At 37.3% G+C, this 15,716-nt stretch carries 15 protein-coding genes and 3 tRNA genes; 7 read left to right on the forward strand and 11 right to left on the reverse strand.

Annotated elements, in window-relative coordinates; genetic code table 11:
* The 6 genes from BHECKSOX2_RS04300 to BHECKSOX2_RS04325 all read right to left on the reverse strand — a co-directional run.
* Nucleotides 1-347: SpvB/TcaC N-terminal domain-containing protein (locus BHECKSOX2_RS04300; RefSeq protein WP_139682744.1), on the reverse strand; the 347-nt coding region annotated here is incomplete at its 3' end.
* 28 nt (nt 348-375) lie between these two features.
* A complete protein-coding gene (locus BHECKSOX2_RS04305) occupies nt 376-924 on the reverse strand; it encodes a restriction endonuclease subunit S domain-containing protein (protein WP_139682608.1) in 549 nt (182 codons plus the stop codon).
* Between the two features lie 748 nt (nt 925-1,672).
* Nucleotides 1,673-2,236, reverse strand: coding sequence for a transposase (locus tag BHECKSOX2_RS04310; protein WP_139682609.1), 564 nt, complete (start codon nt 2,234-2,236; stop codon nt 1,673-1,675).
* A gap of 193 nt (nt 2,237-2,429) precedes the next feature.
* Complete coding sequence (locus BHECKSOX2_RS04315) at nt 2,430-3,557, reverse strand: HupE/UreJ family protein (RefSeq protein WP_237731693.1); 1,128 nt, start codon at nt 3,555-3,557, stop codon at nt 2,430-2,432.
* A complete protein-coding gene (locus BHECKSOX2_RS04320) occupies nt 3,558-4,307 on the reverse strand; it encodes a DUF4395 domain-containing protein (RefSeq protein ID WP_139682610.1) in 750 nt (249 codons plus the stop codon).
* 6 nt (nt 4,308-4,313) lie between these two features.
* Nucleotides 4,314-6,203: a 5'-nucleotidase C-terminal domain-containing protein gene (locus tag BHECKSOX2_RS04325; RefSeq protein ID WP_139682611.1), complete on the reverse strand. Its 1,890-nt coding sequence runs from the start codon at nt 6,201-6,203 to the stop codon at nt 4,314-4,316.
* Nucleotides 6,204-6,330: 127 nt separating this feature from the next.
* Here BHECKSOX2_RS04325 and BHECKSOX2_RS04330 point away from each other — a divergent pair, with 127 nt between their 5' ends.
* Both BHECKSOX2_RS04330 and BHECKSOX2_RS04335 read left to right on the forward strand, forming a co-directional pair.
* A complete protein-coding gene (locus BHECKSOX2_RS04330) occupies nt 6,331-7,755 on the forward strand; it encodes a UDP-N-acetylmuramoyl-L-alanyl-D-glutamate--2,6-diaminopimelate ligase (RefSeq protein ID WP_139682612.1) in 1,425 nt (474 codons plus the stop codon).
* 115 nt (nt 7,756-7,870) lie between these two features.
* A complete protein-coding gene (locus BHECKSOX2_RS04335; RefSeq protein ID WP_139682613.1) occupies nt 7,871-8,755 on the forward strand; it encodes a Fic family protein in 885 nt (294 codons plus the stop codon).
* A gap of 91 nt (nt 8,756-8,846) precedes the next feature.
* Here the strand turns inward: BHECKSOX2_RS04335 and BHECKSOX2_RS04340 are convergent, their stop codons facing one another.
* Nucleotides 8,847-9,404, reverse strand: a complete 558-nt coding sequence (locus BHECKSOX2_RS04340) for a porin family protein (protein WP_180323656.1) — start codon at nt 9,402-9,404, stop codon at nt 8,847-8,849.
* Between the two features lie 374 nt (nt 9,405-9,778).
* On the opposite strand from BHECKSOX2_RS04340, the gene BHECKSOX2_RS04345 reads away from it, so the two are divergent.
* From BHECKSOX2_RS04345 to BHECKSOX2_RS04365, 5 genes are all read left to right on the forward strand, one after another.
* Nucleotides 9,779-11,029, forward strand: a complete 1,251-nt coding sequence (locus BHECKSOX2_RS04345) for a UDP-N-acetylmuramoyl-tripeptide--D-alanyl-D-alanine ligase (RefSeq protein WP_139682615.1) — start codon at nt 9,779-9,781, stop codon at nt 11,027-11,029.
* Between the two features lie 158 nt (nt 11,030-11,187).
* Nucleotides 11,188-11,264: transfer RNA gene (locus BHECKSOX2_RS04350), tRNA-Arg, on the forward strand.
* A gap of 63 nt (nt 11,265-11,327) precedes the next feature.
* Entirely contained in the window at nt 11,328-11,912 is a 585-nt protein-coding gene (pgsA, locus tag BHECKSOX2_RS04355; RefSeq protein ID WP_139682616.1) for a CDP-diacylglycerol--glycerol-3-phosphate 3-phosphatidyltransferase, read from the forward strand.
* Between the two features lie 29 nt (nt 11,913-11,941).
* Nucleotides 11,942-12,017 (forward strand) — tRNA-Gly (locus BHECKSOX2_RS04360).
* A gap of 58 nt (nt 12,018-12,075) precedes the next feature.
* Nucleotides 12,076-12,149, forward strand: a tRNA-Cys gene (locus BHECKSOX2_RS04365).
* Nucleotides 12,150-12,210: 61 nt separating this feature from the next.
* On the opposite strand, the gene BHECKSOX2_RS04370 is transcribed toward BHECKSOX2_RS04365, so the two are convergent.
* From BHECKSOX2_RS04370 to BHECKSOX2_RS04385, 4 genes are read right to left on the reverse strand one after another with little or no spacing between them, the layout of a single operon-like run.
* A complete protein-coding gene (locus BHECKSOX2_RS04370) occupies nt 12,211-13,407 on the reverse strand; it encodes an argininosuccinate synthase (RefSeq protein ID WP_090715711.1) in 1,197 nt (398 codons plus the stop codon).
* Nucleotides 13,400-13,810, reverse strand: coding sequence for a DUF2914 domain-containing protein (locus BHECKSOX2_RS04375; protein WP_139682617.1), 411 nt, complete (start codon nt 13,808-13,810; stop codon nt 13,400-13,402). The genes BHECKSOX2_RS04370 and BHECKSOX2_RS04375 overlap by 8 nt, the downstream gene beginning before the upstream one ends.
* 29 nt (nt 13,811-13,839) lie before the next feature.
* On the reverse strand, nt 13,840-14,280 hold the full coding sequence (locus BHECKSOX2_RS04380) for a YcgN family cysteine cluster protein (RefSeq protein ID WP_139682618.1): 441 nt from the start codon (nt 14,278-14,280) through the stop codon (nt 13,840-13,842).
* A gap of 2 nt (nt 14,281-14,282) precedes the next feature.
* Nucleotides 14,283-15,716 (reverse strand): tetratricopeptide repeat protein, encoded by a 1,434-nt coding sequence (locus BHECKSOX2_RS04385; RefSeq protein ID WP_218973224.1) that lies wholly within the window; start codon nt 15,714-15,716, stop codon nt 14,283-14,285.

The following is a 15,716-nucleotide window of genomic DNA, read 5'->3' on the forward strand; positions in this document are numbered from 1 at the left end:
GATAAACCACTTAGGCCAAACCCTATGCCAAGCAAGCCATTGCCTGAGTTAGAGTTATAATTAATTGAGAGCTCTGGCTTCATGCCACTGATACCCGGTGGCATAGTAATTGGAATGCTGTAATTAACAGCGCCTTGTTCTACACTAAGTGCACCTGCTGTAGAACCCACTAGAGCTGAAGTGTCAATAATAGGTAATGGTTCAGTACTAAAAGCTTGATAAGGGAATAGACTTGATAAGCCCAAGAACAGCGTTGTAAGGCTGGTGGCAAGTAGTGTTTTGATGCGTTTCAACAATGCTAGTGTGTTTATTGTAAATAGTTTGTTCAGTGTTTTAAGTCTTATCATTCTTTATCCTTTGTCATGTGTATTGTTATTACGGGTTTTGTTTTAAAGCTTCTAGTTGCGCTTTAATGTCTTTAATCTTTTGTTGCTGGGTAGCTCGTCGTTTGTCTAGTTCTTTTTGCTGTTGTTCGCTCAATGGCACCACTGGCAGATTTAGCCCAGCAATAAGACTGTCCATCTTAGCAATAATGCCGTCTGCCTCAGTAATGAGTGCATCCGTTTGTTTGATTTCCTCTTTATCTAAGGGTGGCAGTGGCTTAGGGAAGCCTGGTGGTAGGCGCGGGTCATTATTAGTAGCCTCGTTACTTACTTGGTTTGAATTGTTATTTGAATTGTTGCTTGGGTTAAATGGGTCTTGGGTTTGGTTGGTATTGGCTTGTGTATTGGTGTTAGTGTTGTTAGTGTTGTTACTGGGTGTTACTTGTGCGTGGTTATCAACTGAGGTATTTGTATTAGATGGGGTGATAACTGAAACACTAGATTGGGTATCTTGATTGTCTACATTTAAAGAAACAATAAGACCTGCTATTAACAAAATAAAAACAATGGAAATTAAAGATTTTTGTTGTGTTTGGGTCATTTATTAATGTTGTGTGTGAAACATAAGATTTGTGATTTGTGTAGTATAACTTATAATTATTTGACTTGCAACAATATTAGAAAAACAAGTTAAATCTAGAATCTTGAATGCGCATAACAAGTGCAATTTTAATTGTCATTAAATAGCCGGTTGTAACAAACTTTGCTATTTTCTTACCACAGGAAATTGCAATGCACTATCAACAACTGACTAACGATAAACGATACCAGATAAAAGCGTGTTTACAACTGCATATGAATCAGATTGGCAATGCCAATCTGTTAAACAAAAGTCCAGTAACTATCTCATGTGAGATTAGGCGCAATAACTGGTAAGCAGGTTATCGACCCAAACAAGCCAATGATCAAGCAACAGCACATAGACTTGGCACTAAGGAGCACATTAAACTAACCGATAAACTTAAACAAGACATTGCCAAACTGATTAAACAAGAACTTAGTCCAAAACAAGCTTGTGATTATCTTGTAGCACACAGTAAAACTAAGCTGCATCATGAAACCATCTACAGAATGTTGTTACAAAATAAGCGTTCTGGTGGCACGCTTTACCAGCATCTCAGACATTTACACACTTGGAGACCGTTGAATTTAAAGAATTTTTTTAAAAAAAATCTAAAACCCAATTTTTCTCATATTTTTCTCATCAAACCCCGCTATCCCCCATTTTTTTTCATATTTCTCCCATTAAACCCCGCTATCTTCCCATTTTTTGTCAATTTCCCTTAAAATCAACAAAAAACAAACAATACCCCTCCCTTAANAAACTTTGCTTGTTGGTCATAAGCCACCTTTGGTAGCGTTGTGTTGTTGAGTTTTTCTAATTTATTAGCAATGGCTAAATCTCGCTCTTGCCAAAGGTTGGCTTTTGCGACTAAATGAGAAGCGTCAATAAAGGTAAAGACTTCATTTAGATAGCCTTTGGATTTAAGTATATTTTTAACTTCGTTAAAAATTTTGGATAAAAGATGTGTGCCTATTTTTGTTCGCATCTTTGAAAAGATACTATAAGTTGGCGTTTTATCGCTTAAAGCGAAATTACAAAACCATTTGGCAGCGGTATTTTCTTGTAAGAATCTTTCTAACGCTCTGTCGCTAATATCTTCTAGATGTTGTAATAACAATGTTTTAAATAGGGTGTTGATACCGTAGCCTTTGTAATTACTATTACCAGCAATTGTGGTTAAGTGCTTATTGGTTATTTTGTCTAAATCAATAAGTTTGGTGAATTTACGATAGAGGTGGTTGGTTGGAACTAAGTCTTCTAGGTTGATGATTTCTGTTTGAGTGGTCATTATTTTTTTAAGTTGTTGATATTAATAGTATTTTACTATAAATATGGTGTTTTTTGGGTTTTTATTTTCAACAGTCCCACTTGATAAAGATAACAATGAAGATGACCGCTACGACCTTGGGTTAACATTTGAATTTTGAATTAAATTCTTTGTCTAAACAAAAAAGCTTCATGGTAAAAGAATGGTAGAAATATTAGCCAGTAATTCGTTCTATGCCCCACCAAATTCCAATTAAAGAAATAACAATTGAGGTTGGGACGATGGCTATTTTTTTATAATTTAAATTCAGTGATTTTATGAAAAATAAAAGCAATACTACGCCTGACACAATTACAATTTGTGCCAATTCAACACCGATATTAAAACTGATTAATGTGCTCAAAAAGTTGTCTGATGACATTTTAAAACTTTTTAACATACTGGCAAAGCCTAGTCCATGCACAAGCCCAAATAAAAACACAATGATACTTTTTCGCTTGATGGATGGATTGGGCAATAAATTTTCAATTGCCACATAAGCAATTGAAAAAGCAATCAGTGGCTCAATAATTCGCCCTGATATTTCTACGACATCAAGCATTGCCAAGCCTAATGTTAAAGTATGTGCTAGTGTAAAAGCACTGACCAATAACAACAGTCGTCGCCACATCAATGAAGACAATGCCATGCCAATAATAAATAAAATGTGATCCCAACCTAATGGAATAACATGCTCAAAACCAATGCTTACAAATTGTAGCATTCTTTGCATGGTTGTCATTGGTTCTGGGTGGTTAATATCAATCACACCACTTGTTGCGCCGTTACGCAACCAATGCCATTGACTCCAATTATATTCATTTTTTTCAAATACCTGATAACGCAATGCGCTATCGCCATATTCCTTATTATATTGCCATGACAAGGTTTTTGGCCATTCTCTAAGCTGTATAGTGTAAGTAAGTAGCGTTTTTCTGGGGCGTTTTTTGTAGCCTATAATATCTATTTTGATATTTTCCAAATACAAGTTTTGCACTTGATGATTAATGTTCAGCTGCAGTTTATTTAAAAATTTCACCTCAAAATTCTTAAAACGCTGGCGTAAAACTTCAGGCGCTAACGCACGTAATTCGTCATATTCAGCTGCATTTGGTGCATCAGTGGTGTTTTTATATTGTGTACCAATACCCGTCATCACCGCTTCAAGACTAAGGTCAATAACGACTTCAACTTTTTTATCGGGATAGATGGAGATTTCCACCAAAGCAGGTTTAACCACATCTGCGATTGATGCGCCCATCAACAAAAAAAATAAGGCGAGAGGCTTTAGCAGTCTTGGCATTTATGTCTTATTTTTCTTGTCTAGTCTTTCTTGCTTTTTACGCTTTATTTCATCCCAATCAATGTTATCACAAGCTTCGCAATGACGACTAACAAGACCTGCGCGCGCTAATACTGCATAAAGCTTACAACCTGCGCAATAACCGATAATTGCCTCTAACCACATAAATAATAAGCATGCCCATACTAAATTCAACGCCAACCAAGAAGGTACATAATTTTCATCAACAGGAATACTAGTGCCTAACAAACTGTTCACCCATGATGCTATTGCATCTGGATTAAAAAACACGATACATACGGAAATAAAACTGGCACCCAATAGCCATGCACAACGCTTTGGCCCGAGTGGCTTCCACGCAGACTCTTTACCAAGTGTTAAAAAACTTGCCAATAAAATAGTCGGCGAAAATCTTGAGCCGATAACCGACAAACTCAATAACATTTCAAGCAAAACATAAATCAATAATTTGGTTTGAAAAGCGTAGTCAAATACTCTTTTTGTTGCTTCAACTTTATAAATCGTACGGCCTTCAAAATCCATATCATAGGTATCAATCGCAATAGAATCAGTCGTTATCTCCCAAGTCGGACCATACACCACATCAACCAAAGTAAAAACCATATAAATGGGAATAATCAATAAAATACCCGCACGAATGCGCACTGCGGTATTATTAATATGAATAGACTCCTCACCGATATCACGAAACCAAAGGTTTCTAAAGGTGTTTTTAATCAAGGCTATCATATTGTTTTAAATGATTTTCCCCGCATAATTTTCAATACCTGGATTGTTTTTCACGCCTTTAATGGTTGGGTGATTGACTTTCTTAAGATTAAGATGTTTTTGTTTACGCAAATAATCTGCCGCCACATCCCACATCAAGCGGCCATTACCCACGGAGCCAACTTGTGCCCAGCCTGATACCTTATAAGATTTATTCACATCAATGGCCGTACCCTCATCATCAACAATATTACTAATACGATTGCCTAAACTTTGTGCAGGGTCAATGATGTAATCCAATCCACCCATACGCACCATATCACCACCTGATTGCAAATAGGGGTCTTGTACAAAGAGATTTTCAGCAATACCTTCTAAAATTTCTTTCAATTGCGAACCTTTTAACTCGTTCACATAAGTTTCTCCATAAGTCATTGAGGTATTGGTCATCAAGTCTTCCATAATAACATCGTGCCCTGCTGGTACTGATGTACCCCAGCGTACACCTGCTGACATCGCAAAGTCCGCATCGTGCTCCTCGCGTAGTGAATTAACCAATACTTGATCCCAAGTACCCATAAAATTACCACGACGATAAAGGGTTTGTTCAGTAGTACAAAGTTTCTCAGTCAAAATTGCATCAAAAGTTTTGCCCATTCGGCCTGGATTATTACTCATTGTGCTACTTCGTGCTTCAACCACATTCTTATCGTATTTGGTGTTACGCATTTTATTAATGTATGACACAACTGCTGCATCAGGTTTAATTAAGTTGGTAATAATCGGCAACATTTTATAGTTATAACCCATAACTTTATGGTCTTTAATGTCCAAATCCATCACGCCGATATATTTACCCGAACAACCTGCATTAGTAACCACAGTAACACCGCCTGCATTTTTCACTTCAACAGGTTTTGGCATGCCGTCATGTGTATGTCCGCCAAAAATAGCATCAATACCGACCACGCGCGATGCCATCTTAATATCCACATCCATACCATTATGAGAAACTACAATCACCGCATCAGGCTTCTCGTTTTCACGAATATCAGCCACTAACTCACTCATTTCGTCTTCACGCAAACCAAATGACCAATCTGGGAAGAAGTATTTTTGTGGATTGGCATTTGAAGTTCTAGGGAATGCTTGACCAATGACTGCAATACGATGCCCGCCCACATTTTTAATCACATAAGGTTTGAATGGCAATGCATCATCTTCGTTATAAAGCCCTCTGCCGTCATATTTTTCTGTCATAGCAATGTACTTATCACCCAGCAAAGCGTCTTCTAAGATACGCACATTTTGACCCAAAAAATCACCTTTGAAAAAACCAATATTTTTCAGCGTCTCTTCTTCTTTATAGGTAAATTCCCAGTGTCCGACCATTACATCAACACCCAACATATTACAGGCTTCAACCATATCAGCACCACGCGTCCAAAGTGAGGTGCCAGAACCTTGCCATGTATCACCACCATCAACAGTTAGCGTATTTTGCACACCCCCTGCACTCTCACGCAATGAATCTAGGACGGTTTTAATCTGTCCAAAACCACCTGTTTTGCCGTATTTAGCCGCCAATTCTTCAAAATTATTATAAGTAAATGCATAGGCTTCTGGCGAATCTGGCTTAACACCGATTTCTTTGAGTAATTTGTTACCCACCACATGTGGCAACTGTCCAAAAGTAGACCCAAAACCTAGATTAACATTTGGCTCACGGAAATAGTTTGGCAATAAATTACCATGAGTATCGGTAATATGCAAAATACGCGCATTACCTGTCTTTGCGACTTCATACATATTGTCTTGAGAAGACAATTTATTGGCATCATTGCCACAACCACCAATCAAACCTACCGCTGAACCAGCACCTAATACCTTGATAAAATCTCTACGCGTTAAAGCCATTTATTCTTCCATTAAATATAAAGGTCCGAAATTCTACTCTATCTCAACAAAAATCACAAAACTATCAGTAAATTATAATATTCTTAAATAGCCTGTTATTTGCCGAACTTCTTTTATAATACCCCATATGAATATTCAACAACTCCTTCACAATATCACTCCGACTAATTTTGACTTTGTTGTTCAAGGTTTGTGTCTCAATTCACAGCAAGTGCAAAATGGTGATGTCTTTGTTGCCTTACAGGGTACAACAGGTCATGGTGCAGATTATATTGAACAAGCTATTGACAAGGGATGTGTGTGTGTATTAATTGATTCAAAAGACTTTGAGTGTGGCGTACCTACCATTCGTATTGATAACTTATCCACACACTTAGTTGCCTTGACGCAACAGATATATGGAGATGCTTTAAAGCTAGATTTGATTGGCATTACTGGTACGAATGGTAAAACTTCAGTGGCTTGTTTTATCTCGCAACTATTAGAACGCTTAGGCATCAAAAATGGACTCATTGGCACACTTGGCATTAGTCATTCTGAACAACACTCTGAGCAAACCACGCCTGACATTTTGACCCTGTATCGCACACTTGATGGATACGCTAAAGATGGCATTAAAACAGCCGTACTAGAAGTCTCATCACACGGCATTGACCAAGATAGAATTGCAGGACTGAACATCACCCACGCAGTATTTACTAACCTCACACAAGACCATTTAGATTATCACAAAGATTTGGATGCTTATCAACAAACCAAAGCACGATTGTTCTCATTAGCAAGTGTCCAATTTGCGATTCTTAATCGCGATGATGCACATTATGCTGATTTCTTAGTCGCTGCCAAAGGTAGGGAAATTATCGATTTTGGTTTGGATGATTTTGATGATATTCGACCAACCGAACAAGGCTTTTTAGTCACCTTGCAAAATCATATTTTTGAAGTGCCTTTTTTGGCCAAATTCAACTTACTTAATGTTTTATCAGCATTCAATACACTCAAAACCTTTGGATTTAAACAAGAAAAAATTATTCCATTGCTACACAAGCTCAAGCCGCCTTTAGGTCGAATGCAAAAAATTGACAATCATTTAATATGGATAGATTACGCTCACACACCAGATGCTATTGAGAATGCCATTATCACCTTACAACAACATTACCCAACACACAACATTCGAGTGGTATTTGGCTGTGGCGGTAATCGTGACCAAGACAAACGCGCAAAAATGGGTAAGATTGCATCCAAACACGCCAACACACTTATTTTGACCAACGACAATCCAAGAGATGAAAACCCTCAGGCTATTATTAATGATATTCTTGATGGCATTGACGATAGTTATGAGGTGGATATTACCCTAGACAGGCAACTCGCCATTGAAACAGCTGTTATCACTTTGGGTGAGAATGAATGTCTACTCATTGCTGGGAAAGGTCATGAAACCACCCAAACATTCAAAGACAAAACCATCGAATCCAACGACAAAGACATTGTTCTCGCTGCAATTATTGAAGGCATAAGATTAAAAAAGTTAAAAAACAAGCAGTAAAGACAAACAACACCACAATATTGGATTTTTTTCATTTTACATTTAACTGTTATACTCTATATAATCATTAAAAATGATAAAATAAAACTATTTTTAACGGTTATAATGGTAAATTATGGCAAAAACTTTAGAAATATTTGAAAACATACAGCGCCTGCGCAAGCGTTATTACCAAGTCTATCAAGGCAAGCAGGCCTTATTGGATTTAATTTCAGAAACCGAGGTTGGAGAGCAAGTTTACAACTCAAACGCCATTGAAAACTCTACACTAACGCTAGGCGATACCGAGAAAGTTTTATTACAAATTGATTTAGACAAATATATTTCTGAGCGAGAGTTGTTTGAGGCAAAAAATCTTGCTAGAGTGGTGAACTACATTAACAAAAAATCCACACAATCAGAACTCACTTTAGAAATTATTTTGTTACTACATCAAATGTTATTAGTCAATATTGATGATGACTCTGCTGGTAGATGGCGAAAAAAAGACGAATGGGTGCGTGTTGGCAATCATATCGCCATTGCCCCTGAAAAAATTACTGCCGAATTACACAAAATATTAGCCACTTACTTTGCCACAGATAACGAGCATATTATTAAGCGTATTACTCTGTTTCACTTAAGTTTCGAACAAATTCATCCCTTTATTGACGGTAATGGGCGAATTGGCAGAGTGCTAAATAATTACCTACTAATGCGTGATGGCTTTGTGCCGATTAACATTAAATTTATTGATAGAGCGGATTACTACACCGCCTTTAATGAATTTAACGAATCAGGAAAAACCAAAACTATGGAAAACATTATCGGCAAAGCACTCACCAATAGTTACCACAAACGCTTGGCATATTTAGAAGGCAAAGACATTGTCTCTCTGGTAGATTACGCCAAAAAATACAAAATATCGCATTCTAATCTTATCAACAAAGCCAAACGCCAAACCATTGAAGCCTTTTCAGAGAAAGGCAAATGGAAAATTGCTGATGAAAACAACCAGTAAGCCACGCTTATCAGTTTGACAATATTGTAGGAGCACCCATAAAAAAGCCCCGTTTTTCACAGGGCCTTTGATAAAAGTTGTTTTTGTTTATTTAAAAACCAAACAACAAACTAACACCAATATTATTCATGTCATCACCTTCACCCACATTCATACGCTCATACTCAACACGATATTTGATTGTCTCGTTAATTTTCCCATCTACACCAACGCCATAAAATTCATGATTACCACTTTTACTTTCATTTGATTCTACAACAGCACCAGTTTTTGGTGTAGTTACTCTTGTTATTTTAGTTTTCAAATGATGCCAGCCTAACTTCACAAAAGGTGAATAGCTTCCCTGCGGATTGAAATGGTAAAGTCCGGCCACACCAAAAGAATTTCCAGACACAACACTTTTTACTGTTTCTTTGGTGTTTGTATACGAAAACTCGTCTGTAGCAAGATCAGCATATTGCCCTTCAATCGACCAGTTGCTGTTCAAACGCGTTCCAACCAGTACTTTCCAATTATTTTTTTTGTATCCTTCTCCACTTACTTTTGATTGATGCACACCTAAACCAAAATACACTCCCTTACTTTCTTCTGCATAGGCAGATGTAGCGACTAGAACTGACAATGCAATTACCTTTAATTGTGTTTTCATTTTATTACCCCTCATATTATTTAATTTTATAAAAAAACTAGTGAATAGTTTTCAGATGCGGATGATACCTAAAAAAACTACTCATATGTGGTTTTTATAAGCGAAAATGGAAAATACAATAGAAATAGAATAACCGATTTAGTACTTAGAAAAATCGTTAAAAATATAAAGCATGAAAGAAAAAAGCGCAAAATGTCACAGTTAAATTTAGCAATGACAATGGCGCATAAATCTGTTAGTTTGATTTCTTTTATTGAAACTGGCATCAAAAATCAGAGATTTAACTTGATACATTTAATTAGTATCGTTAAAATTTTAGATATTTAAATTCTAGAATTATTTGAAGGGGTTAATGAAATTTTACAAACAAAATAATGTTATTATCTAATACACACGCCATCGCTCAAGTATTAAACATTAATACAACTGATATACGCAATGTCACTTTTAAAGATGTTTGTACCGATACCAGAAAGCGCATGGACGGCGCTTTGTTTATTGCCCTAGTTGGGGATAATTTTGATGCACACGACTATGTTAATCAGGCGCAAAAAATGGGTGCGGTGGCACTGGTTGTTAGTAAAAAAGTAGACTCAAGTTTGCCTACTTTAGTGGTGGAAAATACACAAAATGCACTTAGCGAGATTGCCACTTGGCACTTGCATAATATTAAGCCAAAAGTGATTGCCATTACAGGTAGTAATGGCAAAACCACTCTCAAGAATATATTGAAAAATATTCTTAAATTAAAAGCACCCACTCTGGCGACCAAAGGCAATCTTAACAATCACCTTGGTGTGCCGATGACCTTACTTAGATTGAAAGAAAAACACCAATACGCTGTCATTGAAATGGGGGCGAATCATTTGGGTGAAATCTCCCATCTGTGTAAGATAGCAAGCCCTGATATTGCAGTAGTAACCAACACGCTTGATGCGCATATTGGTGAGTTTGGTGGTTTTAATAATTTGGTTAAAGCCAAAGGTGAGATTTATTCAAGCCATTGTAAAAATATTGTCAACACACAAACTTCTTTTACAGGCGATGTTAGTTTTGGCGAGGGTGGCAATATTTTTGCTAATAATATCAACAATAACAGTTTTGATTTAAATATCTTTGATAAGAAAGTAAGGATAATCTTACAACTCCTTGGTAGGCACAATATTGATAACGCCTTGGCAGCCAGCGCCTGTGCTTGTGCGCTAGAAATTGATATTAAGCTCATCAAACAAGGTTTAGAAAAAACACAAGCTGAAAAAGGCAGATTGAATATTATTCAAAAATCTCATTTAACCATTATTGATGACTCTTACAATGCCAGTCCAAGCTCTAGTAAATATGCTTTGGAAGTGTTGAACAGTTTTACTGGCAAAAAAATTGCTGTGCTTGGAAAAATGGCAGAGTTGGGCGATAAATCCGATGCCTATCACCGCCAAATTGGTGACTTTGCAAAATCATTGGATATTAGTCAACTGTATAGTTTTCAATCCGACTATGGTGTACAAAATTTTAACAATGAAGCGCAACTACTGACAACACTCAAACAGCACACAGATTGCACTATTCTTTTCAAAGGCTCAAGGGTTGCAAAATTAGAACAAATCATCAAAAAATTATGCGTATAATTTCCCACCTTGTTTAGCAATAAACAACAGTAATTTACGCCTTATTTTGTAATTTTTGTTTAGAGGTGTGAAATACAAAGCGTTTGATGTCACTTAGTATTCTTTATACGACAGCATAAAACACATGCAGTAGTTTGGCGCTTATAAACAAAAATTTTGCGCCCGTGGCTCAACTGGATAGAGTACTCGGCTACGAACCGAGCGGTTGCAGGTTCGAATCCCGCCGGGCGCACCATATTTTAAAAAACCCTTGCGTGAATCTGCAGGGGTTTTTTGTTTACACTGATAAGATATTCTTATGATGACAATACCAAATATTTTAACTTTATCAAGAATTGCGCTAATTCCGCTTTTTGTAGTTTTGTATTATTGTCAGCCTACTTATACAGATACACCGATATTCACTTGGATTAATTTTTCACTAACGGGTGTTTACGCTGCCATTAGCCTGACAGATTATTTAGACGGATATTTGGCAAGAAAACTTAATATGACTTCAAAATTAGGGGCTTTTTTAGACCCTGTTGCGGATAAATTAATGGTTTCAACGGCCTTAGTTTTATTGGTTGATTACTACCCTAGCAATACGCATTGGTATATTGGTGTTTGTGCGTTGATTATTATTTCTAGAGAAATCTTGGTGTCAGCACTAAGAGAATGGATGAGCACAGTTGGTCAGCGTTCAACCATTAATGTTTCATTCATTGGCAAAGTAAAAACTTTTGTGCAAATTTTTGCCATTCTGTTTTTACTTTACCAGCAGCCATTCTTTGGATTGCCAAGTTTCGAGATTGGTGTTTTCTTATTGGTTGTTGCAACTTTGCTGACTTTATACTCTGGATTAATTTATTTAAAAGAAGGAATAAAAACATTCAAATCCTAGTAAAAAACACATTATAATATATCGCTTATGCGGGAATAGCTCAGCTGGTAGAGCATCACGTTGCCAACGTGAATGTCGCGAGTTCGAATCTCGTTTCCCGCTCCAAATTTTAAAAGCCTGTGAGAACAGGCTTTTTTTTACTGTTGCCTTTTTTTACTACCTTGGCCGGATAGCAAAGCGGTTATGCAGGGGCCTGCAAAGCCTTACAGACCAGTTCGACTCTGGTTCCGGCCTCCATACAAGATACAATAAAAAGCCCGACTATTGGTCGGGCTTTTTATTACTTAATTTAATGCACTTACTTTAACGATTTAAGGCGTAAGCGCAATGCATTGAGCTTAATAAAACCCGCTGCATCTTTTTGGTCATAAGCACCTTCATCATCTTCAAAAGTAGCAATTTTTTCATTAAAGAGTGAATTGTCAGACTTACGACCAACCACGATCACATTACCTTTGTAAAACTTTAAGCGTACTTCCCCATTCACTACTTCTTGTGTTTGGTCAATAGCAGCTTGTAACATTTCACGCTCTGGCGCAAACCAAAAACCGTTATAAACCATATTGGCATACTTTGGCATCAATTCATCTTTAAGGTGTGCCGCTTCTCTATCCAAAGTTAAACTCTCCATGGCTCGGTGTGCTTTTAGCATTACTGTCCCAGCTGGTGTTTCATAACAACCGCGCGATTTCATGCCCACAAAACGATTCTCAACAATGTCGTCACGACCAATACCATGTGCACCCGCGCGCTTATTTAAATCTTCCATAACACTGGCTGGGCTCATTGCCTTACCATTAATAGCAACAATATCACCTTTTTTATAAGTCAGCTCTACATATTCAGCTTTATCAGGTGCATCTTCAGGCGACACCGTCCAACGCCACATATCATCTTCTGGCTCTGCCCAAGGGTCTTCTAAAATATCACCCTCGTAAGAGATGTGCAATAAGTTTGCATCCATCGAATAGGGGGATTTTTTATCTTGCTTTTGATAATCAATTTCAATACCGTGTTTTTCAGCATAATCCATTAACGATTCACGCGAAGACAAATCCCATTCACGCCACGGGGCAATTACTTGAATATTGGCATCTAAGGCGTAAGCATTCAGTTCAAAACGCACTTGGTCATTGCCCTTGCCCGTAGCACCATGGCTGATGGCATCTGCATTCACTTGGTTGGCAATTTCAACCAATCGTTTGGAAATCAGTGGACGAGCAATAGAAGTACCGAGCAAATATTCACCCTCATAAATAGTATTTGCACGAAACATTGGGAAGACAAAGTCTGTGGCAAATTCTTCACGCAAATCTTCAATATAAATTTCTTTAACACCTGCAGCTTTTGCCTTAGCGCGTGCAGGCTCTACTTCTTCACCCTGTCCGACATCGGCAGTGAAAGTAACCACTTCACACTGGTAGGTATCTTGTAGCCATTTAACAATAATGCTGGTGTCTAATCCGCCTGAATAGGCAAGTACCACTTTATTCATTTTCTTTTTTATACTCAAATGTTTTTGTTAATAAAATTTGGTTATTTTGATTAACAACCTCAACCTTCCACTGCCCTGTCCATCTATGCCACAGGTTTTTACTTGACCACACACGCCAGCGATTACCTTTAATATCAAAATCAATCTCTGCCTTAACTTTGCCCTTATAAGACCAGCGATGGGTAATTTTATCGCCTTTCAAATGACGGATATTGGTAAAAAAATAGATTTTACCTAAAGAATTATCGGCTTCTGTTATTATCTCAATAGGCACTCTGTCTTTTACGGATTGAGCAAACACGGCTTGAGAAATATCTTCATGTGGCCACGCAGCAAATACAGTGCTTACCAAAAATAGGTAGCTTGATATTGAGACTTTAAAAAAATTGATATGATTATTCATAAATAAATACTCCTTATAAAAACTTTGTATTATTCTACCCAATTAATGACATGTTTATAAACTTCTTCTTGCGGAATTTCATCATCTCTATAAGTGCGTCCACGCACAGAAATCCCCGCTAAATGCACTGAATTTACATCGCCACTAATCAACGGATGCCAATCAAACAATGGTTTATTCTCAGATAACAAGCGATAAGCACAAGTTGTTGGCAGCCATAAGAACTTCTTACCCCAATTGGGATAAATGGTCAAACAATCCGGCACCTTTGATTGACGCACCCCATAGTGTGGACATTGACAAGTTTCTTCATCAAGATAACGACAAGCCACATCGGTAAAATAAATTTCATTGGTATCTTCATCCTCAATTTTATGCAGACAACAACACCCACAACCATCACATAAAGATTCCCACTGTGCTCGTGTCATCTCGGATAAAGATAGCTCCTGCCAAAATTTATCTTTCATTATTATTTGTATTTGCTGATATACGACAAAATCTTCTTACCTTCTTGATTACCTTGTTTGGCAGAAGAGGTAGCCCAAAAATATGCAGATTGGTAATTCGCTTTAACGCCAATACCTTTGAAATACATCATTGCCAAAGAATTTTGTGAGCGTGCCACGCCTTGTCTGGCTGATTTTTGCATTAATGTAAAAGCTTTTGTATCATTTTTTGGTACTAATGCGCCAATACTAAACAAGATGCTCAAATTGTGTTGTGCAGTTGGGTTGCCTTGCTCAGCACTAAGGGTTAATGCTTTAATATTCTTATCTAGCGCTTCCGTGTTATCCAATAATGAACGCTTGATTTCTTTCACATTAGGTATGGTGGTAATGATAGGCTTTTCTAAGGGTTTACTGAGTAAATTTTCTATCAATTTAACAGATGGTTTTTCTGAAATTTCTACTGTCTGATAATCATCTTCAGTATTTTTATTGTCCGCTATATTGGCATCAACCTGCCTTAACAAAGATTCTGCTGATGTGTGACCTTGCTTAAAAGCTTTATCATACCAATACCTTGCCTGCTCTAAATCCTGTTCAACTTGTGTGCTGTAATGATAAATACTTGCCGCCAAAAATTGCGCTTCAACATTGCCTTTTTCAGCAACTATTAACGCCAACTTAAGCGCCTCAATATCGTCTTTCTCACTTAAACGACCTTGATAATATAATTTAGCCAGACGCAATTGCGCTTTGGTAAACTTTTGTTCTGCTGATTGTTGATACATCAATAATGCTTGAACAAATTTCTCTTGGCGCTCAAATAACAAAGCCAAATAATATTGTGCTTCAGCGTTTGACTGTACAGCTGCAGCTTCATACCAATGTTGTGCCTCTGTCAAATCTTTTGCCACACCTTCTCCCTTGTCATACAGTTTACCCAGTGCCAACTGAGCAGGTACAAACCCAAGTTTGGCAGCCTTTGTATACCAATAACGAGCCTTTACATAATCAACTTCTATCTCTTTTCCAAAGTGATACATTGTGGCTAATTTATATTGCACCTCTATAAAATCTTGCTGTGCTGCTCTTGAATACCAAAATACTGCCTGTTTCAGATTTTTCTCAGTACCAATACCGTTATAATAAAACTCTGCCAAATTAAACTGCGCTGTAGAATAGCCAGATTCGGCAACTTGAAAATACCAATAAAACGCCAACTTCATATCTTTTGCAACATTGATACCATGATGATACATTTTTGCCAAACTTAGTTGCGCTCTTACATTGCCACTTTTTGCATCCTTATTTAGTTGGGTCAGAATTTGTGTTGGTGGTGGTTGCTCAGAGCGCCCTAGTTTTTGTTTAACTGTATTTTGTCCATCTGTAGGCTGCAAAAATTGCAAAGCGCCTACATTCAAGCCCAACAATAATAATAAGGGAAATAATCGAATCAT

Source organism: thiotrophic endosymbiont of Bathymodiolus puteoserpentis (Logatchev), from assembly GCF_900127505.1.
Classification (GTDB): Bacteria; Pseudomonadota; Gammaproteobacteria; order PS1; family Pseudothioglobaceae; genus Thiodubiliella.